Genomic DNA, 23,157 nt, shown 5'->3' on the forward strand with positions numbered 1-23,157 from the left:
TTGTTGTTGGAGTTCATTAAACCCGCCCGCGGGCGATGCGTCAAGCGCACGCGTCCGCGCCCGCGGGGCGGCGACCCGGCGGACGGTCATCTCCTCCTGATATTGATGAGGTTCCAGCGAGGCGGATGTTACGTCGTGCCGACGTGAGCGGGCTCAGTGCCCGAGGCGGCGGCCGATGGCCGCCGCAACCGCATGGCCGCGCCGCCGCGCGGCGGCGGATCGTCGTCATCGAGCTTGCGCAGTGCAGCGAGGATGTCCGTCAGTCGGATCGGATGGCCCATGCCGGGGATCTCGCGTAGCGCGGGCTGGGATTCGACGGCGTACATATCCGAAGCCCAGGACGACAGGATGATCCGTTTTTCCGGCGTTGAAAGACCGGCGTCGTCGAGAACGGCGCTCGCAGAGGCATAGTGTGCTGCGGGATGGAATAGCGGCTTGAAACCGGTCACGTTCGCTTTGGCATTCATTGACGCTTTGGCATTCATCGGTCGTCTCCCTCACCACTCCTTTCAAAAAGGGATGCCGTCACCGGCGGACGGCGAGCCGCGCCGTCCGCCATGCTGGTCCGTAATGGCAGAGCTTTCGACGCTCAGGCCGCCTTCTGCTGGTCAATCTGCGGCGGCGTGCTCGCGATCTGGATGCGGCGCGGCTTCATGGCCTCTGGAATCTCGCGCAGGAGATCGATGACCAGGAGACCGTCCTGGAAAGCGGCTTGCTTGACCTGAACGTAGTCGGCGAGATTGAACACACGACGGAACGGCCGCGCCGCGATACCCTGGTACAGATATTCGCCGGAGGCTGACTCGGGCTTCTTGCCCTCGATGGTCAGCGTGTTCTGTTCGGCAGTCACCGTGATGTCGTTGGCGCCAAAGCCTGCCACGGCAAGTGTGATCCGGTACTGGTCTTCGCCGAAGCGCTCGATGTTGTAGGGGGGATAGTTCTCTTCGCCGGCCTGACGCAACGTGCTGTCCACGAGGTCGGCAAGATGGTCGAAGCCGATGGTGGAGCGCCAGAGGGGCGCGAAGTCAAAGGTGGTCCTCATACCAAGTCCTCCTAGGAGCAAGATGGTTAAGAAGGAGCGCAAGACGGGGTTCAGACCGAATCCGGCGGACCCCGGCCCGGCGCCCGCACCGGACCCCTGGCGGGCATCCGGCACACCGCTCTCGCGGCGAAAAACGACTTAGAGCGACGGAAGAGCCTTGCAAGAGGGGGCAGTAAAAAAAAATTCAGAGGCGGCTTGGGAACCCGAACGAGCGATGTGAGAGAATCTTGACAGCACAAGAGGCGCGAATATTTTTTTGCGCCGGAAGTCTGCCCTTCCACCCCGGACAATCGAAAAGGATTTTGAAAGACCGTCAGGAGCGACGACGATGCTCGATCTGGAATTGGCCCGCATTCGCACGCACCGAAACAACATCTCCCGCTATCGACGCCTGCTGAAGACGAAGCTGTCGGAGCTTGAACGTCAATTCATCGAGCGGCGCCTTGCCGAGGAGCAGGCCGCCCTCCAAGCTCTCGCTGCCGAGGCTCTTCCCGCCGCATTTACACTACCGAGAGACTCGGCGGGCCCCGCCCTTCGGGGAGCCGAACGATGAACGACTTACGCAATCTCCTGGTCCGCACCGGCGTGAGCACGCGCCGCTCTAATTCGCCGACAGCGCCGTCTTGGCGACCTCCGCCATCCAGCTCGATGCGACCGGGAGGATCGCGTCGTTGAAATCGTAGCGCGGGCCATGTAGTTCGGCGCCGTCGCGCAGGGGCCCGTTGCCGATCCACACGAACGCGCCGGGCCGGTGCTGGAGATAGAACGCAAAATCCTCGGCGGCCATGCTGGGCGCGAGATCGCGCCTGACCGGTGCCCGCACCTTCTCAGCGGCCATGCGCGCGAGGCCCGCTTCCTCCGTCGAATTGACCGTGGCGCCGACGCCCATGACGATATCAGGGGTGACCTTGACGTCGAAGCTCGTGGCGATGCCGGCGCAGATCTCGCCGATCCGCGCCAGGATGACGTCCTTCACGTCGTTGCGATGATGCCGCAGCGTGCCGCGGATCACGACCTTGCCCGCGATTTGATTGGGCGCGGTGCCGCCCTCGATCGTGCACAGCGAAAGCACGGCGGTGTCGAGCGGATCGACGCTGCGCGACACGATCCCCTGCATCGCCACGATCAGATGGCCGGCCGCCACCACCGGATCACGCGTCAGATGCGGCATGCCGGCATGTCCCGCATGGCCCTCGATGGTGATGGTGACGCGTCCGCCTGACGCCATCACCACGCCGTCGTGGACCGCGATGGTGCCGGCCTCCAATCCGGGCCAGTTGTGGAAGCCGAACACGCGATCCATCGGGAAGCGCTCGAACAGCCCGGCAGCGACCAGCGCGCGCGAGCCGCCAAAACCTTCCTCGGCCGGCTGGAAGATGAAATCGACGGTGCCGCTCCAGTCCGTGTCCGCCGCCAGCAGCGCGGCCGCACCCAGCAGCGAGGCGGTGTGCCCGTCATGTCCGCAGGCATGCATCACGCCCGGATTTTTCGAGGCGTAGGCCAGCCCAGTATGCTCGGTGATGGGCAGTGCATCCATGTCGGCACGCAAGCCGACGCGCCCTTGCGCCGATCCGCGCGTCAGCGTCGCGACCACGCCGTGGCCGCCGATATTGGCCTCGAAGGGAATGCCGAACTCGGTGAGCCGCTCCTGCACGAAGGCGGCGGTCGCTTTTTCCTGCAAGGACAGTTCGGGGCAGGCATGCAGATGCCGGCGCCACGTGGTCAGTGTCTGGTGCAGCTCTGGGGTCAAGGCAGGAATCTCTCGCATGATGACGGCCGTCACCACTCTAGCCGATTATCCGCGTGCCGCATCAAGTGCCTCGGAATGCCTCGCGTGCATCGGCAGGTTCGATGATTGCTGGGCAGACGACCGCGCCGCGTCCTCCACTTCACCTCTCCCGCTTGCGGGAAAAGAGAGGGCTCGCTCGCCATCGGGAATCCCACCGCGGCGACGCCCCTCTCCCGCAAGCGGGAGAGGGGCGCACCTCCGGCCGCGGAGCCGCCCTACGCCGCCAACTTAGCTAGCCCCTTCCAGTCAAAGCTGATGCCGTGTCCCGCGCGGTCCGGCGCCAGCGCCTTGCCGTCTTCGAGCAGCAGCGGATGCTCGATGTACCTGTCGAGCCCAAACCCGTGCGCCTCGAGATAAGAGCGGTTCGGGCAGGCGGCGAGCAGATGCACGGTGATGTCGTGCGCGCCGTGGCTGGTGACCGGCAGGTTGAAGGCCTCCGCCAGCCGCGCGATCTTCATGAAGGCGCTGACCCCGCCGCAATTGGTGACGTCGGGCTCGGGATAGGACACCGCGCCTGATGCGATGTAGTTCTTGAACTCCCACAGCGAGCGCAGATTCTCACCCGCCGCGATCGGCACACCGCCGGCCTGCACGATGCGCGCGTGGCCGGCGACATCATCAGGGATGATGGGTTCTTCCAGCCAGGTCAAATCGTGGGCTGCGAAGGCGCGGGCGGCGCGGATCGCTTCCTCCACCGTCCATTTCATGTTCGCGTCCGCCATCAGCGGAAAGCCGTCGCCGAGATGTTGGCGCATCGCCGCGACGCGTGCGAGGTCGGATTTGAGGTCGGGCCGGCCCACCTTCATCTTGATGGCGCGAAAGCCCTTTGCGAGATTGCCGTCGGTCTGCTTCAACAGCGCCTCGACCGGCAGATCGAGGTCGATGCCGCCGGCGTAGCACGGCACGCGCGCATCGAAACCGCCGAGCAGCCGGAACAGCGGCAGCTTCGCCCGCCGCGCCTTCAAATCCCACAGCGCGATGTCGAGCGCGGACAGCGCGAGCACGGAGGGCCCGCCGCGCCCGCCATAATGCAGGCCCCACCAGACGTGATGCCAGAGGGCTTCCGTGTCCTCAGCCTCGCGCCCCTCGACCAGCGGCGGAATCTCGCGCTTGAGAATGTCTGCGACGGCGCCGCCGTTGCGCCCGACCGTGTAGGTGTAGCCAGTGCCTTCCGCGCCATCGGCATCGCGCACCCGGCAGGTGATCAGCTCGAAAGCCGACATGTCGCCATGGGTGGAATCCGACAGCGTAACGGGGAGGGGGATCCGGTAGAGCCCGGATTCGATATCAGCGATGCGCGGCATGTTTGCTCCCTGCATTTTCGTTGCAGGCTAGGCTGACGTGGAGCCTCGGGCAACTGCGTTCGCGGCAATGCTGCTGCGTCCTCATGCGCGCGGGAACCGCGCGGGCGCCCGGATCGATCCGTTACGGCCGGCGCGCCTGCTTCATCGCCCGCTCGACCTCGTCGGCCAGCCGGCTGAAGTGCCGATGCAACCGGTCGAACAGGTCTCGCTTGGAGGTCTGGGTGGCGAGGTCGCGGATCAAGGCCGCCTCAGCCGCGTCCTTGCGCAGCTTCTCCAGCGAACTGACAAAATCCTTCATGACCGATCTCGATGCGAACGTTCCGTTCGTCAGACTGCCGCTGCGATCCAGATGACCATGGCGAGCAGAAGCAAGACCCACACGAGCGAGGCCGTGAACCAGGCGTCCCAGGACCTCATGTCGAAGCCCCTTCGTCTCGAACTTCGTTGCCGCACCGGCACTTGAACAGGCGCACGACGTGGTCCGTCCGCGGATCGCTGTAGCGTACGATCAGGCGGAGCGTTTCGGAGCCGCAGCGCGAACATCGCGGCGGCGTTCTTTCGAGAGATTGGTGCATGAACCCGCGCCGCCGCCGTTGACCTCAGAACACGGCCAACTCAATAGAGCCTTCACCCCGGGCTTTCTTGTCGGTTTCCGCCCATATTTTGGGATTTCGCGCCAAGCGGCGCGACATCAGGAGCCCGCAGTCCGGAATTGCCGCGGCGTCACTCCCGTCCAGCCGGTGAAGGCGTGGCTGAAGGAGCTGACTTCCCGATAGCCCAGCAGCCAGGCGATTTCCGAGATCGGCAGGTCTTGATCGCGCAGATAGCGCTTGGCGAGGGCTTGTCTCAACTCGGAAAGCACGGCGGAAAACGTCGTGCCCTCGTCCGAGAGAGCGCGGGCAAGCGTGCGACCACTCATTCCTGTGCGGCGCGCCACCTCCAACACATTGGCCTTGCCATTGGGGAGCAGCTGGATCAGCTCGTCCTCGACGCGCGAGCGCAAGCTGCTGCGCTGCGCCTTGCGTCGGCCCAAGGCCTCATCGGCATACTCAAGCAGTATCCGGTTCAGATGGGTATCAGCGCCCGCGACCCGCAGTGCGGCACTCTGTTCGGGAAACGCGATCTCGTCCCGATTGGCGCCATAGTCGATGGCGCAGCCAAGGTCGATGCCGGGGCGGAGCTGTGGCCTGCCGTATCTCAATGTGATCTGTTTTGGTGAGACCCTGCCGCCGGTCAACGCACGCGCGATGCGCACCAGGGTCACCACCCAGAATTCAGCATGATGACGACCGAAGCGACGATCGAGGTTGAGGTATTCCAGCCCGATCGAAAGCGTGCGGCCGGCGGACACCTCCAATCGCACGCCCTCATTGTTGATCGCGCAATACCGCGCAGCGTTCGCAAGCGCGTCCGCCAGATGTTCGGACGACGCCATGACGTAGTAAACCAGACCGATCTCGCCGAGCTCGAAGTCGCGCGCGAGGTGCAAGCCGAAATGCGTGTCTTCCAGCTCCGCGGCTGCCAGCTCGAGCAACCTGACCTGCGCTGCGGCGGCGACGCGGCACTTGGGATCCGCGATGTCCTGGAGCGTGAGGCCCGCTTGCTCGAGCACCGGCGCCGGATCCCTGCCTTTGCGGCGCAGATAGGCGCAGGCGAGGCGGGCGATACCGCCGGTCGCGCTGAGGATTGAGCTCAAGCCGTTCGCCGATCGGCTGCGCATGACGGCCTCTCAGGCAGCTCACCGCATCGTCGCGAGCTGCACGGCCAGCGCGCACGCCCGGTCATATTCGTCGAGATTGATCCACTCGTCGATGTGTGCGCCTCGTTCTGCCCCGCGCCGAAGGTCACGGTCGGAATGCCGTGACGAACCATCCAGTTGGCATCGAGGCCACCATTGGCGGTGCGGACGTTCGGCGTACCGCCGACGGCGGATACCGCCTCGACCGCGCGCTTGATGACGGGCTGACTGTCCTTCATGCGGAACGGATAATAATCGGTCTCGGCCTTGAACTTGACCCTGCCGGACTTGCCCTGGGCGTTCGTCACCTTCTTCGCCGCCTTCTCGAAGGCGGCCTTGTAGGCCTTGGTGATCTCCTTGAAGAATTTTCCGTCATGGCTGCGGCTTTCGCCGCGCACATGCACGTAGTCGGTGACGACGTTGGTGGCATCGCCCGCGGGACGGCCTGCGCCGCCGGTGACGGGGCCGACATTGCTGGTGCCTTGTCTTTTGCCCTTCACCACCTTGCCGAACCAGCCGCCGGCCTTCACGTCGGCAAGCGCGAGCGCCATGATCATGGTGGCGGAAATGCCGCGCTCCGGCGCGACGCCGGCATGCGAGGCGCGGCCCATGATCTCGGCCGTCCAGCGGTCCGCGCCCACGGCGCCGATCACGACGTTGGAGGCCGAGCCGCCGTCATAGTTGAACGCCATCACCGGTGACCCCAGCTCGTCCAGCTTGACGTGGCGCGCGCCATAGAGCCCGCTTTCCTCGCGCACGCAGAACAACAGCGTGATCGGTGGATGATCGAGCTTCTGCTTTTCCAGCTCCGCCGCTAACGTCACCAGCACGCCACAGCCGCAGCGGTTGTCGCCGCCGAGCGCGGTCTTGGCGGAGTTGACGATTCTGCGGCCGGATTTCTTCGGCTTGGCGCCGGCGCAGAGCGGCACGGTGTCCATGTGGGTCATGAACATGATGCGCGGCTGGTTGTGCAGCGCGCCGCGGCCGGGCAGGTCGACGATCAGATTGCCTGTTTCGGTCGGCACGGGAATGCGGGTGTTGGCGTCGTCGAGCCGGATCGCCTTTGCCGGCACGCCGCTGTCCTTCAGTGCGGCCGTGAGCTCCCGCCCGATCGCCGCCTCCTGTCCGGTGATGCCTTCCACGGAGAGGAAGCGCATGAGGCGGTCGGTCGCGGCCTTGGTGTCGACAGGCATGAAAATCATTCCCTTGCTGGACGGTTGCGCCAGCATCTCCCGCGCCGATGCGTTGTGCAAGGGCCTCAGACGCTGCGCGTAGAGGCGAGGAAGATCGTTGCACCCAGCAGCAGCGCCGCGGCCATGAACAGCAGCACCGCCGGCAGCCCCGCGAATGCCGCCACCGCACCGGTGACCGATTGCATCAAGGCGGCACCGAGGAAGAAGGCGAGGTTGATCGCCGCGAGCGCCTTGCCCGCGGTCTGCGCGTCGACCAGCTGCCGCGACATGCCGAACAGCAATGGCTGCGCCGAGGTCGCGATGCCAATGAGCACGAACAGTACGAGATCATAGAGCGGCGGCATTACAGCCACGCCGAACAGCATCGAGACCAGATCATGCGGCGCGCCGAGCGCCATCAGGGCCAGCAGCAAACCTCCGATCATATGCGTGCTTGCCACCAGCTCGCGGCGACGACTGAGCTTGCGGTCGATCATGCCGACGAGAAGCGGACCGGCGATCATCGCCAGCGTGAACGCGCCGAGCTGATTGCCGGCCTCGACCCGCGACAATCCCTTGATGTCCATCAGCCACGGGCCGCCCCACAGGCCGCGCAGCACCAGCGAGCTCGACAGCGACACCAGCGCCAGCGCGATCAGGCCGCGCAAGGGCCGCGACAAGCCGAGCCTGAGCACCGCGATCATCTGCGACAGGGCTGAGGAATCGTCCTTGTGCTCGGCCGGCTGGCTCGGCACCAGCGTGAAGACGGCGAGCGCGACGAGGACGCCGCCGAGGCCTGCGATCCAGAACCCGGCGCGCCAGCCGTAATGATCGACCACGAAGGCCAGCGGGCTCGACGACAACAGCATGCCGATATTGCCGATCGAGAGGATCGCGCCCGACCACAGCCCGAACCGCGCCGCCGACAATTGCTTCGCCGCCAGCGTCATCGGGCACATCAGCATGCCTGAGGTGGCGATGCCGAGCAGCACTTGCCCCATCGCGAAGCTCGAAGGCCCCGTGGCAAAGCCCGAGGCGATCGCACCGATCACGGTTCCCGCAAGCAGGCTCAGCGACACCGGCCGCACGCCGAAGCGGTCCATCGCAGCGCCAACCGGAATCTGCGCGGCGGCAAAGGCGAAGGGATAGACCGAGGTCAGGCTCGCCAGTGCCTGCGGCTCCATCCGGAAATCCGCGGCCATCAGGTCGAGGCTGACCGCCGGAATGGTGCGCAGCAAGGTCGAGAGCATGTGCCCGCAGGCCAGCGCCAGCAGCGCAAGGATCAGTGCGCGGGTGCCGTTTCCCACTTCTTCAGTCGCAACCGCACTCATCAGCGTCCCGTCCCAACGCGCTTTTTCGTGCCGTTACACGATCGGACGGCCCATGCCAACAGCTGGGGGCGAGGCGCTGGCGCAGGGCCGACCAGACCTGGGGACAGATCACGAGGGGCTTGAGAGCCGTCCACCACGTGCCGCCATCCCGGGTGGCGGCCATTCCAGGCGTCGGGCCGATGAACCGCGGCGGCCGTCAGGACGTTGTACTCGGGAGAAGGTGGCGTGACGGGAAGCATCTGCGATTGGCAGCGGTGATGTCTGTGTCCGAGAGTGCAAGCCAGACAACCAGTGACGCGGCCCGCCGAGTGCGGAGAAGACGCAATTCCTTATTGTTGGTTCTCGGGGTTGGATTTCTTGTTTTTGCCGTCGCATCGGGTGCACTTTATTTCGTGTTGCGGCCGGACACGCTCCGGATCGCCGTTGGACCGGCTGGCAGCGACGACGACAAGGTCATTCAGGCGATGGCCGATGCCTTCGGCACCGAGAGCCGGACCGTCAGGCTGTCGCCGATCAAAACCGCGGGAGCGGTGGAGTCCCTTGCCCTGCTCGGAGCTGGCAAGGCCGATCTGGCCGTTGGCCGCGGCGACCTGGACATGCCCGCCGAAGCACAGACCGTCGCGGTCTTGCGCAAGAACTTCGCCGTTCTGTGGACACCGTCCGGACGTGGAACCAGGACCTCGAAAAGAAAGCAGACGCCGAAAATCAAGGAGGTTGCCGATCTCGCGGGGCGTCATATCGGTATCATAGGGAAAACCGCGGCGAATGCCGCGTTGCTGCGAGTCATCCTGAGCGCCTCCGGGATCGAGGCGGACAAGGTCACCGTGACGCATTTTGGCACGGACCACCTCGACGAACTGGCGCGCGACCTCCAGCTCGATGCATTCATGGCGGTCGGGCCGCTCGACAGCAAAATCACTTCTGATGCCATCGCCGCAACGGCGCGGATACGAGGCGAGCCGAAGTTTCTCGCCATCGAGACATCGGAAGCGATCGCCTTGAAGCATCCCCGGTATGAATCCGAGGAAATTCCGCCGAGCGTCTTCAATGCGGACCCGGCTTGGCCGGATGACAAGGTCGAGACGGTCAGCGTGAGCCACCTCATCGTGGCGAGAAAGACCCTGTCCGAAACGACGGTCGCCGCTTTCTTCCGGCAGCTCTTTGCCGTTCGTCAGGCGATCGCGAAGCAGGTTCCTGGCGCCTCTCACATCACCAAGCCCGACCTCGAGAAGGACACCGAGTTGCCGGTGCATCGGGGAGCGGCGGCCGTGATCGACGGCAATGAACGCAGCTTTCTCGACCGCTACGGCGATTACTTCTGGTTCGGGCTCCTGCTTCTCTCCGGCATCGGCTCGGCGGCCGCCTGGCTGCGCCGCTATTTGAACCGCGACGAAAGGGAGGAAAACACCAGCCATCGCAAGAAAATCCTGGCGATGGTTTCCAGTGCGCGGACCGCGGAGTCCAACCAGCAGCTCCTGACTCTGCAGCATGAGGCCGACGAGATCATCCGTGAAACACTCGCGTGCTACGACGACGGCGCAATCGAGGAAGAGGAGCTCGCGGCATTCGGGCTGGTTCTCGATCTGTTGCGCAACGCCATCGCCGAGAGGCGGGCGACGTTGCCACGTGCCAATGTCGAGACGGTGCGAGCGGCAACGACAATGGCGCGAGGATCAGGCGGCACGTAATCTGCTTTTCCGATCCTCTCGGTCGGCTCGACAAGCCGGACCGGCCGGATGCCCGGGTGCTCAGCCTCAGGCGTTGGCACGAGTGATGTGCGGATCGCGATCCAGCCGCTCAGTTGGTGGCGAAGCAGTAAAACAATCCCGCGCCGCCGACGCGCTGCAAGTTCGCCTGGGAACAACCCGGCGTCTTGTGCGAATAGTTCCACAAATTGGGACCCTGAGTGTTGCCGATCAGGTCATGGTGTCCGACGATCGCGCTGCCCTGTCCGTCAGTGCTGCTGGTCCAGTTACTGCAAGTCGCGTCGGCACCCGGAATGGCCGTGCCATCCTGTTGTGTGCCGGTGAGCATGTCATGTTGATTGGGATTGTCGACGCGTCCCTTGACCACCATGCCCTTCTCGTCGAGTCCGGTCTCCTTGTTGATCTTGTTGTTGTCGCTGTGCAGGTCGGCCACGTTTGCCGCGATCTGGATGCCCTTGGCGTTGGACCAAGGACCGCTACCTATCCGGTCCTTGGCGTTGATCGCGCCCGGCCCCTGCGTCGAAAGATAGGCATGCCATGTCTTGCCGCCCGCGCCTGCGGCCTGGGCGAGGGTCTGGCAATGTCGATCCGCCCCGTCGAGCCCACCGAGGTCGCCGCCCTTTCCAAGACCGACACTGGTTATGAAGAAACCCATGCTGCTTTGCTGGGCTTCCGCCGGTCCCCGCATGCTCGGCGTCAACAATACCATGGACGAGAGTAGAGCCAAATTCACTATCTTGGTCATGCAGTTGGTCCTTACCAGTGAGGACTCTCGTCCCACATCACGCGCCGATGCAACCCTGCTCCAACCGGGTGTCCGGCATTCGCTTGAATCAACTATACGATCAGATGATCCATATTACACTTCCTCCTTCATCCTAAAGTGAAGGCGGGGTCCCGGCGGCACTGGTTGGGCCGGATCACGGCGTCGTTGTCGACAATTTCTAACCAACGCTTGCTCAGGGAGCCTTTGTCTCTGCCGCCTGATGCTGTACGACTGTTCGTCCACACATCGCCCTTCGCGACCAAGTCCGGCGATCGCCCTCAGGTCGGCTCAGTCCGCAACTCGGCTTCCCTTGCTTTTGCTTTCAGAAAGGCATGCGCAGGAAAAAGGACCAAACAACCAAAGCCGAACACCAGGTGGACCCATTTCGCCACTCCTTGCGTCTCTTCCTCACCATAGTACAGCATCAGCGCGGTCACGCACAAAACCGTCATGGTTGCGGTCACCAAGGTGCCGGTGACAATGTTGCGCCGGCTCCGCCATCCCGCCCGGACGTGCAGCGGCAGCAGCGAGCCGACGCCGACCAGCACGGCGTAGGACGAAATGCCGTGCAACGTCAGCAGGAGGTGCGCGGCACCGCTGAAATCACCGGTAGCGATATCATGCAGGAAGAACCAGGCCAGGCCGGACAGGCTGACAGCTGTCATGCTCGCGAACACCGCCGTTCTCTGCCAGAATCCAAGACGCATCCGTCAAGCCGCCGTTTCGACGACCGCACCGCCCGACGTGATGAAGGCCAGTGCGCCGAACCTGGCGAAGTAATTCGCATCCGTGCGTCCGATCTGGACTAGAACCTTCGTGAGCGCGTCGGCCAGCAGGCATGTTCGCGCTACCACCGAATAGGCTGCGTCCGGGGGCGACAGCTCCGAAGTTGGCAGGGGGCCTTTGCGCACGGTCCCGTCGGCCGCGGATGTCGCGATCGCGGCGTTGCGCAGCAAGCCTGCCTGCATGACATGACCATCATCGCGTCCGCAGCGGATGTAGACGGGCTGCGCCGTTTCGCCGATGACGCGCATGTCGCCGCCGGCATTGACCAACGCGCCGCGCACGCCGTGGGCACGCAACATCGCGATGGCGCGATCGACCGCGAATCCCTTCGCGATGCCTCCGAGATCGAGGCCGACCCTCGTCGAGAATCTGATCCTGTTGTCGGACAGGAATGAGACCGCCGAGAACGTTCCACCCTCGATGTCATCGAGGCCTTGCGACGGTAGCAGCCCGCGTCGCATCGCCTCGTAGCCGACAGCGCAGTCGAACAAGCCTTCCGTCGCATCGAACAGAATGCGCGCCCGATGCAGGACTTTCATCGTCCAGGGATCGACAGCCACCGGCCCCGATACGCCATGGCGGTTGAGACGCGACAGGTCGCTGTCCGGATCGTGGAAGCTCATCAGGCGATGAACCCGCTCGATCGCCGCGAAGGCGGCGTCGACCGCACGCTCCAGAACCGGCTCGGCCAGGCCAGCGGCCTCGATCTCGACGAACGTTCCCAGCAGCGGACGCGCGCGTCTCATCGGATGCTCATTCCCAGCTCATCCTTTGGCCTTCAAATTCTGCAGGACTCGCTTGACGCTATCGGTGATGTGCTTGGATGACAGCGTCGCGCCGCTGATGTTCTTGATGTCGGCGCCGAGTTGCAGCGGTGAGCTTGCGCTCTTGCCGACGAATTGCGCGCGCCATGAGGCGTCGCGCACCTCGTAGCCGTAGGACTCCCGGTAGTCCATGATCTCGATCTGCTTGACCGTTCCGTTCGGATTGATGCCGATTGCGACGGTGATGTATTCGTGCTTGCCCACCACGCGCTCGACGACGAAATAGCCGCCGCCGGACGTGCGCCACGTGTTCGGCTGCCCGGTGGTAGAGAACGTCGCCCCCGGGAAAATCGCATGCTGCGCCTGCTCGACGGAGAAATAGGTCGCCGCATAGGCAGGCGTGGAGATCGCTGCGACCGGAAGCCAAACCCAATGACTCGCTTTCATGACTCAGCCCCTCAGAACGTATAGCCGGCCTTCATCCGGAAGCGGAATCTTTCGAAATCGTTGTCCCCGATGTAACCGTTTACCAGAGCGCCCGGAACTGTGTCCGTATGATTGGTTGCCCAGGGCATCTGCCAGAGCGCGGTTGCCGTCAGGAAGAAGCGTTCGCCGCCATAGTGCAAGGTGGGGCCGAGATAGTAGCCGTTGTTCGACTCGTGATTGAACCAAAAGCTATTGACCTCGTGTTCGTTCATGAATTCGAAGCCCGCCGACCAGTTCGGCATAAATCGGTAGGAGGCCGCGAAACCGAAATTGATGTCGGTCTCCATGCCCCAGCTTCTGGCAGAAGTAGGGTCAGTTGGATCAGCCAACGTGTTGCGGAACTCTGGCGCCCAGGTGAAGTTGAACGCCACGGTCAGGAGATCGTCCATGAAGTTCTTCTGGACGATGATCTTGTTTTCCACCTCGAAGAAATTCGGACCCACCGTCGGCTCGGTGTACAGCGCAAGCCCGATGCCGTCGGTGTAGGGACTGAGGATCCGGTAAATCAACTCGCCCGAGACGCCGGTGAAGCGCTTTGCATTGAAGAAATCGTCCGGCCCGGCCGCGTAATCCGAGAACTGTTCCGGTGGTGTCGTCGCGCCGAACGGACCGTTGTGATAGGCCTGCGTCCAGGCATAGTTGAGATAGATCGCGGCTTGCAAGTTACTGGCGAGACCATATTCGAATTCAGTTCGCCCCTCGATCTGGTCATAGGTGCCACTGTTCTTCTGATGCCGCCACGTCACCCATTGCTCGACCTCCTTGCCACCCTGCGGCAGGAGATCGGTGGTGTAGACGAAGGCGAAAGCGGATTCTTCGGCGAACGCGGCTGAACCGGCCAACCACAGTGTCGTCGCGAGCAATGCGCAGCGTACGTAGCGGCGAGCCGGAACGCTCCTGCGTCTCGCCGGCTTCGACCGACACCCACGTCGCGCCTCCCTGCCGGATTGCGCCGTCGACTTTCGAAATGATTCCAGGTGCAGTCTTCCAACCATCGCCACCCCCTTTTGGGCTCTTGCCAAGATTTGTTCTGTGGCTGGCTTCCTCTGCGCGCAGAGGTGGCTGGCTGGGAACGTGAATTGCCTTGTCCGCGGCGGCTCGGAATCTCCCGATTCACGGCCGGCGGCCTCTACTTCGTCAGAATGAGCTTGCCCGCCGCCGTCAACTGCAGGCGATAGATCTCCTCGTCATGCCTAATGATCAGTAGCCTCTCGCCTTGCAGGAGGTCGCGGCTGCTGATCGTGCGCGGCGCGGGTGGCGAAAATTGCACAGCGAGCAATCCCCCGCCGTGAGGTGGCTTGTCGGTCATTGGCGTCCCGCGCACATTCGTCACCCAACAGACATCTCGGCCACTGACGCGATCGCGAAAACCCGTCGGCCGGACGTGTCCGTCCAATCTCAGATTCTTCAGTCGCGCCACTGGTTGCCCGGTGGAGTTCGCAACTCGACTCCGCGAGCAATCAGCTCGACTTCTGATGGAGATAAACTGTAGAGGCTGCCTGAGACAATATAGCTCACCTGGAATCAATCTAATTGTCGAGACTTCCGCTGAAGCGCGTTTCCAAATATCGCGCTCGCTAAAGCCAGCGCGATCAACGATCTAGGGAAGCTCAGCACAACGCAGCTACGCTCTGCACTCGCATTCAGGATTTGGAAGAACTCTAGATCTGCCTGCGAGCCTCGATGAGGCGAGATCAACTGCCAAGCGTGCCGTGCCTCGATCCGACTGCCAGTTTCGTCAGTCACTGTACGGAAAAATCCCGCCGTTTTCGATACGACGGCGTAGGCTTGGGCCCAACTCGCCGCTCGGCGCCAATCTCTGCGCCTGTCCGTTCTGCGACTTCCGTCGGCCCGTCGCTTAATCAGTACACACCCCAGTTCGCTGACCACGCTTCAAGCTTTGGCTCGAGTTCTGAAATGCGGCCGTCGCCAAGGGCTAGTCGCACACGTCTGTAGCGGCGTTAACGGATGTGCTGGAATGCTCCCGCTGCTCGACATGACACCCGGGCTTGACAGGCCGGCAACCGGCATTCGAGCAGATCATCTGGCCGCTGATCTCGCCTGTGGTTTTGAAGGCGCTGACTCGACCTGCTTCGCTCGTCGCAATGTCATCAAGGCTGTGCCGGGTCCCGCGTCACGGCTCCGACCGTCGCTCGAGCGGAGCGTAGCTGGACGCCCCAAGCCGCCAGCTGCAGCAAGGCGGCAGCGGTGGCCATCACGTCGAAGGGCAAATACAGGATGATTCCTCGATTCAACGGATCTTGGAAATCGACGAGGAACACGTAGAGAATGTAATTCATTCCGATGATTCGCAGTAATTTCCAGCTCTTTGGGGCGAGCAGCGCGTGCAGGTTTCCAAAGGAGAGAACTGCAAGAAGAATGGTCAAAGCCGCGGCGGCTCCGAAACGGATGAACACGGCCAGGGTCGGGACTGCGCCAATCCAGCAACGCCAGCTGACAAGGGCGAGATGAACAATGAGTGCGGCTGCGAAGGCAAGGCCAAGTTCGCGCCCACGCTGCTTCAGCGGCAGAAACGTCGCACCAAACAGCGTCGTCAATGGCCCTCCAGCATATGCCGCCAAGAACCAAAGGAACTGGAGGCGTCCTGTCGCGAAAAGTGCGGCATTGGTGCCGTGAACGTCGGCGCCGCGGACCACGAGTATGATAGCCGCCAAAAGCAGGTTGGCTGCAAAGGCCAAGCCGATCCACGATTTTGCCGGTCTGGATCGCATGTTCTGCACCTGGGCACCCGATGTCGCTTCAGTTCGCGCGCAGCCCGATTGCCCGCCACGACGGGCCGCCGCACTCAGGTCCACCTCCAGTCCTCAAAGAGTCTACTGCAAAGTCGCGAGGGAATGACCAGTCAGAAGGAGTACCCCCCATCGAGAGGTCCACGACAGACGACCGACTTCGCCGTTCTTCGAGTTCCGCACGGGACTAAATCCACGGTTGTGATCCACTCGGACATATCCAAAGCGGACATGAAGGAGCAGGGAACTCTGGCAGACGCGCGTTCCAAGGTGATGATCCGCCAGAGCAGGCAGCGGCTCCTCTTCTGCCTCGGCTTTGCGAAACGGATTTGTAGTTTGGTTCCTATTTTTTTGAGCGGAGAATGACTACCCCTTCAGAGCGACGATGAAAGGCTCTCTTGCGACAACTTGGCTCTTCACGCCTTTCGCCTAAAATCCAATGATGCAGGCGCCCGGGAAAAGTCGGCAGCCAGCGCTACGGGCATGTTTGAAGTCATGTGAATGAATTCGGAGGTGTTGGACCAATGCCTGTGCCAATTGAAATTTGGAATTGGAGAATGGATGATCTGGCGCCGTCGCCGATCGAGCCATCCTGGATCATTGAAGGCAATCCGGAAGCCCGCTTGCGCCTGCTGTCGGCGAACGCATGCAACACTGCCAAAACCGTGATCTGGTCGTGCACCGAGGGCAAATTCAACTGGTACTACGATCGTGACGAGACGAGCGTGATCCTCGAAGGATGGATAATGCTTGAGAGCGAGGGGATGCCGCCGAAGCGCTATGGGGTTGGCGATGTGCTCATTTTTCGCAGAGGCGCGCACGCCAAATGGCACGTTCAGGGCTATGTGAGGAAGATTGCCTTCCTGCGCCATTCCCCGATCGGTATCGCCATCCATGTGTTCAACAAGATCAAGTCCGTAATCGCGCGGAACGCGCCGAAGATCGCTGCGGCGTCATCCGTCGCCATTTCGGAGTAAGATTGCACTTCGGCTGCTGGCCCGAGGCTGGCGCCGCCGGATGTCCCTTCTTGCGCCGGTGGGGAGTGGCAAGCGGGATCAAACTTGCCACGGAGAGGACCCCACGGTTGCCATCCGGTTCTCCAAGATCATCCGGCCGGCGCGATGCGCAGCCGGTGCAACCGATGCAGCTCCTTTGCGGCATCCTTCATCAGGCCACGTGCTGCCTCACGTTCCTCGCCGGCGATGAAGCCTGACACGAAAGCCTGCGCGCGCCGGTTCGCCGGCGGCGCGGTCAAGGCGGCCTGCGTCGCCAGCTCGCGGTGTGCCATGAAGTCGTTGAGCGATCCCAGCGCGGATTGGATCCGCTTCAACACACCCGAGAGGGACGCGAGCTCGTTCTGGTCGCGACCGCGATAGAGGCTCTCGAAGAAATCGACGGCATAGCGGATTTTCTTGATCCGGATGCGCAGCTTGTGGCGTTGTCGCGGGTCAAGCTCGGCCAATTGCCTGCCCTGCTTCCGCGCCTTCCGGATCCGCCGGTCAAGCACGTCGGCGGCATAGGCGGCGATCGATCGATCGTCGCCGGTGTGAGGACGTCCGGCCTCGATCCATTGCAGCACGTCGATCAGCATGCGGCGGTACCGGGCGGATGCGACCGCGTTGCGGGCGCGGTCGAAGGCTTCCGCTCTCCGCCCGGCGAACCTCCGCTGGATCGCTTGAAGGCCGCGCTTCGGGACGCCCTGCTCGGCGACCGGCTGGATGCTCTCCTTCAGGAATACGTCGATCTCGCGCGCCGGCGCCAGCTCGTTCGTGAGCCATTTGAGCTCGGCCTTGATGCGCGCGGTGCTCGCGCGCGGCAGCACGTCCTTGAACAGGGAGATGGCGGCTCGCAGCCGCCGCAAGCCGACACGCATCTGGTGGACCCCTTCGGACTGCATCGTGCGCACCGGATCGGCGTTCGCCGTGATCTGCCGCATCGTCGAATGTGCGATCACGGAAAACGCCTCGCGAGGGGACAGCGCCCCCTTCAACGTGATCGGCTCGGCGCGCTGCGCACCCAAACCGGTTCCGGTCGCGAGCTGGAAGCCGCGATCAGCCTTCGAGCGCAGATCGAGCTCGGCACCCGTTCTGCGTTCGAGAGTCCGCGCCAGACGGAACAAATCGGCGAGCTGTCCGGACTTCAATTCCAGCTCCAGCTCGGAAACGGGACGCGAGCGGCGCCCAACCTCGATGCGGCCGCGATCGATTGCAAGCTCGATCCGGCTGCTTCGGATCCGCCTTGCCTGGGTCGTACGATGAACATCGGTCCGAAACACCGGCTTCAGCTTGCGAGCAAGTTGCTTGCTGCGGGCGAGGTCACCGAGCGGTGAATTCTTCGTCTTGGCGAGGTCCGGCTTCATGCCGGCAATTGCGTCCTCCCATTCGCCGCGCGTCATGCCGCCGGAGCCCCCCGCTTTCACGGTCTGGACAAACTGGCCGTCGACCTCGCGGACCCGCAGCGTCAGGCCATGTCGTCTGAGCTTGCGCTTGGGGGTGTCGAAATAGGTCGACACGAGCGTGTGCCGCGACGTGTCGCGGCGCCGCTGACGCGAAGCGTCGTCGGGCAGCACGGACGACAATTTCCCCGGTGAAAGCTGGAATTTCAGTTCCGTTTCTGCGTTCATCGGACGACTTCCCGTTGCCGAGGAGAAGTGGCGCAGTCGCGGGAAGTTCCGCCCGCGGCCGTCATTTCCATGGGCGCCGCTCGCGAATGATCGTCAATCCCGGCAGCGTCGGACTGCCTGGTTACGATGGGCGGGCGCCCGTTCCTTATGTGGTCGAGGTCGCCACGCCGCACGCCCGTTAGGCGATTCTTTCCTCCGAGGTTCGGTTGATTGCTCCTCATCGCGCGCCTCACATGATCATCAGCGTTGCCGTCACCGCCGGGTCCTCGCGGCGGAGTGACGGCTCAGCAGCGGCGCGATGTTGCGCGCGCCGCGGACCACGACGCGGGAAGGGTTTCGGCGGATGCCTCTTCTACGGCGCCGCTTCCGTCAGAAGGGCTGCCGGATAGACCGGCTTGGTGAGGAATTTTGCACCAGGCGGCAAGGGGCGGGGCAGCGGACGGCCAGAGATCACGATGATCCGCACGTCGGCATGATGCTGCTTGGCGAAGTGCGCCAGATCCACCCCGTCCATCTTTCCGACCAGATTGATATCCGTGACCATCAGGCTGGGATGCCGCGCTTTCAACGCCAGAGCGGCGGTCTCTGCGTCCTCGCACTGGAGCACGTCGAAGTTGTTGTCCTCGAGCAGCATCGCCAGCATTTCGCGCTGGATGTCGTCATCCTCGACGACGATTGCGGTCGGGCGGATCGGCTTCGATTGGCCCATGGTAGCACCTCGCTTCGTAACAAATGTTAAGTGCAAGGCGGCGAATATGTTCCGCAGCACCCGGCTCGAGTTGCTCGAACCGCGATCCTGCAAATCTGTTTCGGGTCTCGAGAGTCCGGTCCGAACCTCCCGGAACGGCCGGTTGAGATAGATCAACGTCCGGCAGGTCACAGTCGCCAGGATAGGGCAGGAGGGCGGTCCATGAACCTGCTGCTCAAGGAAATCCGGCACAGTCCGCTGCTGTGGCTGCTGGTCTTCGTTCCCGTGGTCATCGTGTTGGCCCACCTCATGCCGAACGCGCACACGCTGCTGTTCGTCCTGGCGGTGATCGCCATCGTTCCGCTCGCAAGCCTGTTGAGCCACGCGACCGAGGCCGTTGCCGAGAAGACCGGTGACGCCATCGGCGGGCTGTTGAACGCGACGCTTGGGAACTTGACGGAGCTCATCATTGCGGTGACTGCCTTGCGTGCCGGTGAGTACATGCTCGTCAAGGCGTCCATCGCCGGCGCCATCGTCACCAATTCGCTGTTCATGCTGGGAGCATCATTGCTTCTGGGCGGACTGAGGCATCACGTGCAGGACTATAACCGCGCAGGGGGACGGCTGCACTCCGCGCTGCTCCTGATGGCCACGATTGCCCTGCTTTCGCCGTCCGCGGTCGCTGACCTCAACTTTCAAGGAAGCGAGGCCGCCGTTCATCGTCTGAGCGCAGCGCTGGCTGTTCTCCTGATTGTTGCCTACGGTCTCAGCCTGTTGTTCTCGCTGCGCACGCACAAGGAGCTGTTTGCGAGCGGCGAGCACGCCGAAGCGGCTGGCCTCGTGCTGCCGATCTCGATAGCTGTTCCGACGCTTTTGGTCGTGACCGTTCTGGTCGCGCTCGTGAGCGAGATATTCGTCGAGTCGGTCCAGAAGGCGGCCGAGACACTGGGTATGACACCGGCGTTCGTCGGCTTCATCGTCGTCGCCCTTGTCGGCGCGGCAGCCGAGATGGCCGTGGCATTCTCGGCCGCTCGGCGGAACCGGCTCGACATGAGCGTGAGCATTGCGTTGGGGAGTGCCTCCCAGATCGCCTTGTTCGTTGCGCCCCTCCTTGTGCTCCTCAGCTATCTCGTCGGACCGAAGCCGATGGATCTGCAATTCTGGCCGGGCGCCGTGACCATGGTGATGATCGCCAGCGTCGTCGCATGCTTCGTCACCAACGGTGGACGGTCGGCCTGGTTTGTCGGTGCGCTGCTATTGTGTATCTATGCCATCTTCGCGATGACACTTTACATGGTCCCACCGGGCTCCCATGGTCCTGTCTGAAACATCGGACGCCGCTCACTTCAGCTCCCGAAGAAGTTTTTGCGTTTCGCGCAACAAGTCGCGGATTTGCCTGCGCTCGTTCATGGCCTCACCGGTATAGTAGCCGTGCTTGACCGCATTGCCGTTTCCATCAGGCGCTCCCGATCCCCATGCCCCGCCATGCATGCGGCAGCGCGCCTTGCCGCGCAATGCCGGCGCGCGACAGGTCTGACCGTCGCGTGTTTGCGCGCCGCAGCGCCGGCTCGCTTGCATCGCGGCGGTGTTGCGGGCGTGGCTCATGCGCCGAGGGCGTCCACAAGGTCCGGCTGCGCGGCGATCAGGTTCGCGTGTTGTGCGAAATGACCGACGACGGCCTTGCCGCCATCCTGCACCGACAGATTCTGCACCGTAATCGCGCACGCGCCGCTGCTGCGATGGCGGTTCAGGGCCTCCATCTGGCTCGCGAAGGTGCGCGACAGCCGGGTCAGGGCGCGCGTCAGACTTTCCTGTTGCGTCACCTCGGTGGTGCAGGCGAGGCGGCAGGCGCAGCGCATTGTCGCGACCTGAATGCTCACCATCTGCGCCGCCAGCATCGCCTCGAGCGAATCCTTTGGCGCGATGCTCTTCAGCATCGAAACCATGAAGGAGAGATTGCCCTGGTCGGGCTTGAGCGCGACGGCGCTGGCTTTCACGAGCTGGCTCAGCAAGCCGTGCAGCGCGTCGCGGTCGGGGGCGCCGAGCGCCTCGGCCAGCAGCTTCTCGCCGGTGTGCGGATCGGCGTGGTCGATCACGACGCGCCTGCGACGGAGCTTGACCTGTGGGATTGCGGTGATCGGGGCGCGATCGTTGGCCACGATGGGCATGGCTTCGGTGGTCGTCAGGGATGTCGTCATGCGATGGGTCCTTTGCCGGCGCAAAGCGCGAAGGCTCGCCGTGAGCGAAGCCGATCGCGCGCTTGCTGACGCGGCGGTTTTGATTTCCAGATTTCGGCGAGGAATTTTCGTGCAAGCCAGGTCGAGGGACGCCCGGGAGGCGTGCGGTGACCACAGGCTGATCGCGCGATGATGCCACCATGCACCTGTTTTGCCCGACGGGTCAAACGAAATTTCTGATATTCAGCATCTTCACCCGTGCGAAGCCTCGGTTCCCCTGGCGCCGGCTACTGTGCATGGGGTTGTTTTCGTCGTTTGGCCCGATCGGCCGCGCTCACTTGCTGCGGGGCAGGCGCGCGAGCAGCGGGCGCTGGCCTTCGTTGATCTTCGCGTACGCCTCCTCGAGGGTGAACCATTCGGCGCGATCCACCTCGGGAAAGCGTTGCCGCTTGCCACTGCGAGGCGGCCATTCGATCTCGAAACTGTTGCTGCGAATTTCGGCCGCCTCGACATCGAGCTCGGCCGCGAAGGCGGTGACGATCTTGCCGCCGCGCTGCTTGACCTCGCCGAGCGCGATCAGCGGCACGGACACCTCAACTCCGAGCTCTTCGGCAAACTCCCGTCGGGCCGCAAGCTCTGCGTCCTCGTCGTCGGCATATTCGCCCTTGGGAATCGACCACGCCCCGAGATCCTTGTTGCGCCAGAAGGGGCCGCCGGGATGGACGAGGAGCACCTCGCATATGCGACGTTTTCGATAGGCAAGGATTCCGGCGCTTCTCGAAGGCATCACAAGGTTCCGTGCAGGCGAGGCGTCAAGCGATCGCGAAAAATGGAACCGCGCCTCTTAGCGCAGGTTAGTAGCCAACGCTTGATCGGACAAAAGGGAGTGAACCATGATCCGCCTGCTGGCAACCACCGCATTGGGACTTGTGCTGGCGAGCGCCGCCTTCGCGCAATCGTCGCCGAGCGCGAACACGACGTCTCAGCAATCCTCGCCATCCCAGGACAAATCGGCAACGCCGTCGACCACCGCGCCATCGGGTGCGGCGCAGTCGCAGCAGACCCCGTCGCAGCCGCAGCAATCCTCGACGTCGGGGTCATCGGCGCAGAATACGCAGAGCAAGGCACCATCGTCGGGAGCCGGCGGTTCCAGCACCAATGCTGCCAACAGTGCGGACAATCAGTCACGGCCGCAGAACGGTACGGCAAGCTCGAGCACGACCAATCCGCCCGCGACCCAGCAGAGCGCCAATCCGCCGGCGACCGGCACGAACCAGGCGCAGGATCGCTCCAGTCAATCCCCCGCCACGAGCAATCAGGCGCAGCAGGCGCCGAGTGCGACCGGAGCCAATCAGGTGCAGCAGGCGCCGGCCGGCAACCAGGCGCAGGGCGAGCGGACAGGGACCAATTCGCAAATGGCTGCCCGACCCGACGCCAAGCTCGATCGGCAGCAGGAGACCAAGATCAGTGCGTCGATCTCGCACCTGAACGTACGGCCGCTGACAAACGTGAATTTCTCGCTGAGCGTCGGCACGGTGGTGCCGCGCGACGTGCAGCTGTCGACGCTGCCGCCCGATGTCGCCGAGATCGTGCCGCAATATCGCGGCTACAGCTTTGCGCTGGTCAAGGACGAGATCGTCGTGGTCGATCCCTCGACCTACAAGATCGTAACGGTGCTTCCATATTCGGGGCAGTCCACCGCGACGACGACGACTCGCGAGCGCAGCGCCAGCAAGTTCTCCGATCGCGATCGCGAGGTGATCCGCAAGCATGCCAAGGCCCGCATAGAGGAGCGGCGCGAACCGCGGACCACCGGCAGCTCCGCGCGCACCGAGATCCATGTCGGTGATCGCGTTCCTGAGAGCGTCGAAGTCGAGGAACTGCCGAGCACCGTCTACCGGGATGCGCCGGACCTGCGGGAGTACCGCTACATCCATCGCGACACCAGGACTTATGTCATCGAGCCGCACGAGCGTCGCGTGATCGAGGAAATCGATTAGCCGCCGCAGGAAGCCGCTCCATCGAGCGGCTTCCT

24 protein-coding genes and 2 pseudogenes are annotated in these 23,157 nt (G+C 63.5%); 6 read left to right on the forward strand and 20 right to left on the reverse strand.

Translation table 11 applies throughout. The annotated features are described in order from the left end of the window. Nucleotides 1-128: 128 nt before the first annotated feature. Nucleotides 129-485: a hypothetical protein gene (locus ACVW16_RS28360; RefSeq protein WP_456702323.1), complete on the reverse strand. Its 357-nt coding sequence runs from the start codon at nt 483-485 to the stop codon at nt 129-131. Between the two features lie 104 nt (nt 486-589). Continuing rightward, nucleotides 590-1,042 carry an Hsp20 family protein gene (locus ACVW16_RS28365; protein WP_456702324.1) on the reverse strand — a complete coding sequence of 151 codons (453 nt, stop codon included), beginning with the start codon at nt 1,040-1,042 and terminating at the stop codon, nt 590-592. Nucleotides 1,043-1,370: 328 nt separating this feature from the next. On the opposite strand from ACVW16_RS28365, the gene ACVW16_RS28370 reads away from it, so the two are divergent. Beyond that, nucleotides 1,371-1,595: a hypothetical protein gene (locus ACVW16_RS28370; protein WP_456737994.1), complete on the forward strand. Its 225-nt coding sequence runs from the start codon at nt 1,371-1,373 to the stop codon at nt 1,593-1,595. A gap of 48 nt (nt 1,596-1,643) precedes the next feature. Here ACVW16_RS28370 and ACVW16_RS28375 read toward each other — a convergent pair whose 3' ends face one another. The 6 genes and pseudogenes from ACVW16_RS28375 to ACVW16_RS28400 form a co-directional block, all read right to left on the reverse strand. Further along, on the reverse strand, nt 1,644-2,792 hold the full coding sequence (locus tag ACVW16_RS28375; RefSeq protein ID WP_456702326.1) for an amidohydrolase: 1,149 nt from the start codon (nt 2,790-2,792) through the stop codon (nt 1,644-1,646). 254 nt (nt 2,793-3,046) lie between these two features. Continuing rightward, entirely contained in the window at nt 3,047-4,135 is a 1,089-nt protein-coding gene (locus ACVW16_RS28380; RefSeq protein ID WP_456737995.1) for a mandelate racemase/muconate lactonizing enzyme family protein, read from the reverse strand. Between the two features lie 121 nt (nt 4,136-4,256). Then, on the reverse strand, nt 4,257-4,433 hold the full coding sequence (locus ACVW16_RS28385) for a hypothetical protein (RefSeq protein WP_456702328.1): 177 nt from the start codon (nt 4,431-4,433) through the stop codon (nt 4,257-4,259). Between the two features lie 393 nt (nt 4,434-4,826). After that, nucleotides 4,827-5,855: an AraC family transcriptional regulator ligand-binding domain-containing protein gene (locus tag ACVW16_RS28390; RefSeq protein WP_456702329.1), complete on the reverse strand. Its 1,029-nt coding sequence runs from the start codon at nt 5,853-5,855 to the stop codon at nt 4,827-4,829. 18 nt (nt 5,856-5,873) lie between these two features. Further along, nucleotides 5,874-7,066: pseudogene (locus ACVW16_RS28395) on the reverse strand (M20/M25/M40 family metallo-hydrolase). A gap of 65 nt (nt 7,067-7,131) precedes the next feature. Next, nucleotides 7,132-8,376, reverse strand: a complete 1,245-nt coding sequence (locus tag ACVW16_RS28400; protein WP_456737996.1) for an MFS transporter — start codon at nt 8,374-8,376, stop codon at nt 7,132-7,134. A gap of 257 nt (nt 8,377-8,633) precedes the next feature. On the opposite strand from ACVW16_RS28400, the gene ACVW16_RS28405 reads away from it, so the two are divergent. Beyond that, entirely contained in the window at nt 8,634-10,064 is a 1,431-nt protein-coding gene (locus ACVW16_RS28405) for a TAXI family TRAP transporter solute-binding subunit (RefSeq protein ID WP_456738325.1), read from the forward strand. 109 nt (nt 10,065-10,173) lie between these two features. Here the strand turns inward: ACVW16_RS28405 and ACVW16_RS28410 are convergent, their stop codons facing one another. The 7 genes from ACVW16_RS28410 to ACVW16_RS28440 all read right to left on the reverse strand — a co-directional run bounded on the left by ACVW16_RS28410 (nt 10,174) and on the right by ACVW16_RS28440 (nt 15,700). Beyond that, the gene (locus ACVW16_RS28410) at nt 10,174-10,827 is read right to left on the reverse strand and encodes a hypothetical protein (RefSeq protein WP_456737997.1); all 654 of its coding nucleotides are present in this window, start codon (nt 10,825-10,827) and stop codon (nt 10,174-10,176) included. 299 nt (nt 10,828-11,126) lie between these two features. After that, nucleotides 11,127-11,513, reverse strand: coding sequence for a hypothetical protein (locus ACVW16_RS28415; protein WP_456702333.1), 387 nt, complete (start codon nt 11,511-11,513; stop codon nt 11,127-11,129). Nucleotides 11,514-11,558: 45 nt separating this feature from the next. Next, entirely contained in the window at nt 11,559-12,380 is an 822-nt protein-coding gene (locus ACVW16_RS28420) for an FAD:protein FMN transferase (RefSeq protein WP_456737998.1), read from the reverse strand. An 18-nt stretch (nt 12,381-12,398) separates the two neighbouring features. After that, nucleotides 12,399-12,845 (reverse strand): FMN-binding protein, encoded by a 447-nt coding sequence (locus ACVW16_RS28425; protein WP_456702335.1) that lies wholly within the window; start codon nt 12,843-12,845, stop codon nt 12,399-12,401. A gap of 11 nt (nt 12,846-12,856) precedes the next feature. Then, a complete protein-coding gene (locus tag ACVW16_RS28430) occupies nt 12,857-13,726 on the reverse strand; it encodes a hypothetical protein (protein WP_456702336.1) in 870 nt (289 codons plus the stop codon). Nucleotides 13,727-14,013: 287 nt separating this feature from the next. Continuing rightward, complete coding sequence (gene hemP / locus ACVW16_RS28435; RefSeq protein ID WP_456737999.1) at nt 14,014-14,193, reverse strand: hemin uptake protein HemP; 180 nt, start codon at nt 14,191-14,193, stop codon at nt 14,014-14,016. An 802-nt stretch (nt 14,194-14,995) separates the two neighbouring features. After that, on the reverse strand, nt 14,996-15,700 hold the full coding sequence (locus ACVW16_RS28440) for a hypothetical protein (protein ID WP_456738000.1): 705 nt from the start codon (nt 15,698-15,700) through the stop codon (nt 14,996-14,998). Nucleotides 15,701-16,158: 458 nt separating this feature from the next. Between ACVW16_RS28440 and ACVW16_RS28445 the strand changes: the two genes are divergently transcribed. Then, nucleotides 16,159-16,611: a cupin domain-containing protein gene (locus ACVW16_RS28445; RefSeq protein ID WP_456738326.1), complete on the forward strand. Its 453-nt coding sequence runs from the start codon at nt 16,159-16,161 to the stop codon at nt 16,609-16,611. 128 nt (nt 16,612-16,739) lie between these two features. On the opposite strand, the gene ACVW16_RS28450 is transcribed toward ACVW16_RS28445, so the two are convergent. Beyond that, entirely contained in the window at nt 16,740-18,257 is a 1,518-nt protein-coding gene (locus tag ACVW16_RS28450; protein WP_456738001.1) for a CYTH and CHAD domain-containing protein, read from the reverse strand. Between the two features lie 74 nt (nt 18,258-18,331). Between ACVW16_RS28450 and ACVW16_RS28455 the strand changes: the two are divergent. After that, nucleotides 18,332-18,436 (forward strand): annotated as a pseudogene (locus tag ACVW16_RS28455) (metallophosphoesterase family protein); the annotation flags it as partial. Between the two features lie 173 nt (nt 18,437-18,609). Here the strand turns inward: ACVW16_RS28455 and ACVW16_RS28460 are convergent. Next, nucleotides 18,610-18,966, reverse strand: a complete 357-nt coding sequence (locus tag ACVW16_RS28460; protein WP_456738002.1) for a response regulator — start codon at nt 18,964-18,966, stop codon at nt 18,610-18,612. A 201-nt stretch (nt 18,967-19,167) separates the two neighbouring features. On the opposite strand from ACVW16_RS28460, the gene cax reads away from it, so the two are divergent. After that, nucleotides 19,168-20,271, forward strand: coding sequence for a calcium/proton exchanger (gene cax / locus ACVW16_RS28465; RefSeq protein WP_456738003.1), 1,104 nt, complete (start codon nt 19,168-19,170; stop codon nt 20,269-20,271). Nucleotides 20,272-20,286: 15 nt separating this feature from the next. Here cax and ACVW16_RS28470 read toward each other — a convergent pair whose 3' ends face one another. The 3 genes from ACVW16_RS28470 to ACVW16_RS28480 all read right to left on the reverse strand — a co-directional run bounded on the left by ACVW16_RS28470 (nt 20,287) and on the right by ACVW16_RS28480 (nt 21,909). Continuing rightward, complete coding sequence (locus ACVW16_RS28470; protein WP_456702343.1) at nt 20,287-20,550, reverse strand: HGGxSTG domain-containing protein; 264 nt, start codon at nt 20,548-20,550, stop codon at nt 20,287-20,289. Next, a complete protein-coding gene (locus ACVW16_RS28475) occupies nt 20,547-21,143 on the reverse strand; it encodes a hypothetical protein (protein ID WP_456738004.1) in 597 nt (198 codons plus the stop codon). Before ACVW16_RS28475 ends, ACVW16_RS28470 begins: the two co-directional genes overlap by 4 nt. A gap of 313 nt (nt 21,144-21,456) precedes the next feature. Beyond that, nucleotides 21,457-21,909, reverse strand: a complete 453-nt coding sequence (locus ACVW16_RS28480; protein WP_456702345.1) for an NUDIX domain-containing protein — start codon at nt 21,907-21,909, stop codon at nt 21,457-21,459. Nucleotides 21,910-22,015: 106 nt separating this feature from the next. Here ACVW16_RS28480 and ACVW16_RS28485 point away from each other — a divergent pair, with 106 nt between their 5' ends. Next, nucleotides 22,016-23,122: a DUF1236 domain-containing protein gene (locus tag ACVW16_RS28485; protein WP_456738005.1), complete on the forward strand. Its 1,107-nt coding sequence runs from the start codon at nt 22,016-22,018 to the stop codon at nt 23,120-23,122. Nucleotides 23,123-23,157: the final 35 nt, after the last annotated feature.

Source organism: Bradyrhizobium sp. USDA 4474 (genome assembly GCF_054057515.1).

Coding starts and splice junctions, on each gene's coding strand:
- ACVW16_RS28360 (WP_456702323.1), bottom strand. CDS start 485: ATGAATGCCAAAGCGTCAATGAATGCCAAAGCGAACGTGACCGGTTTC.
- ACVW16_RS28365 (WP_456702324.1), bottom strand. CDS start 1,042: ATGAGGACCACCTTTGACTTCGCGCCCCTCTGGCGCTCCACCATCGGC.
- ACVW16_RS28370 (WP_456737994.1), top strand. CDS start 1,371: ATGCTCGATCTGGAATTGGCCCGCATTCGCACGCACCGAAACAACATC.
- ACVW16_RS28380 (WP_456737995.1), bottom strand. CDS start 4,135: ATGCCGCGCATCGCTGATATCGAATCCGGGCTCTACCGGATCCCCCTC.
- ACVW16_RS28385 (WP_456702328.1), bottom strand. CDS start 4,433: ATGAAGGATTTTGTCAGTTCGCTGGAGAAGCTGCGCAAGGACGCGGCT.
- ACVW16_RS28390 (WP_456702329.1), bottom strand. CDS start 5,855: ATGCGCAGCCGATCGGCGAACGGCTTGAGCTCAATCCTCAGCGCGACC.
- ACVW16_RS28400 (WP_456737996.1), bottom strand. CDS start 8,376: ATGAGTGCGGTTGCGACTGAAGAAGTGGGAAACGGCACCCGCGCACTG.
- ACVW16_RS28405 (WP_456738325.1), top strand. CDS start 8,634: ATGTCTGTGTCCGAGAGTGCAAGCCAGACAACCAGTGACGCGGCCCGC.
- ACVW16_RS28410 (WP_456737997.1), bottom strand. CDS start 10,827: ATGACCAAGATAGTGAATTTGGCTCTACTCTCGTCCATGGTATTGTTG.
- ACVW16_RS28415 (WP_456702333.1), bottom strand. CDS start 11,513: ATGACAGCTGTCAGCCTGTCCGGCCTGGCCTGGTTCTTCCTGCATGAT.
- ACVW16_RS28420 (WP_456737998.1), bottom strand. CDS start 12,380: ATGAGACGCGCGCGTCCGCTGCTGGGAACGTTCGTCGAGATCGAGGCC.
- ACVW16_RS28425 (WP_456702335.1), bottom strand. CDS start 12,845: ATGAAAGCGAGTCATTGGGTTTGGCTTCCGGTCGCAGCGATCTCCACG.
- hemP (WP_456737999.1), bottom strand. CDS start 14,193: ATGACCGACAAGCCACCTCACGGCGGGGGATTGCTCGCTGTGCAATTT.
- ACVW16_RS28445 (WP_456738326.1), top strand. CDS start 16,159: ATGCCTGTGCCAATTGAAATTTGGAATTGGAGAATGGATGATCTGGCG.
- ACVW16_RS28450 (WP_456738001.1), bottom strand. CDS start 18,257: ATGAACGCAGAAACGGAACTGAAATTCCAGCTTTCACCGGGGAAATTG.
- ACVW16_RS28460 (WP_456738002.1), bottom strand. CDS start 18,966: ATGGGCCAATCGAAGCCGATCCGCCCGACCGCAATCGTCGTCGAGGAT.
- cax (WP_456738003.1), top strand. CDS start 19,168: ATGAACCTGCTGCTCAAGGAAATCCGGCACAGTCCGCTGCTGTGGCTG.
- ACVW16_RS28470 (WP_456702343.1), bottom strand. CDS start 20,550: ATGAGCCACGCCCGCAACACCGCCGCGATGCAAGCGAGCCGGCGCTGC.
- ACVW16_RS28475 (WP_456738004.1), bottom strand. CDS start 21,143: ATGACGACATCCCTGACGACCACCGAAGCCATGCCCATCGTGGCCAAC.
- ACVW16_RS28480 (WP_456702345.1), bottom strand. CDS start 21,909: ATGCCTTCGAGAAGCGCCGGAATCCTTGCCTATCGAAAACGTCGCATA.
- ACVW16_RS28485 (WP_456738005.1), top strand. CDS start 22,016: ATGATCCGCCTGCTGGCAACCACCGCATTGGGACTTGTGCTGGCGAGC.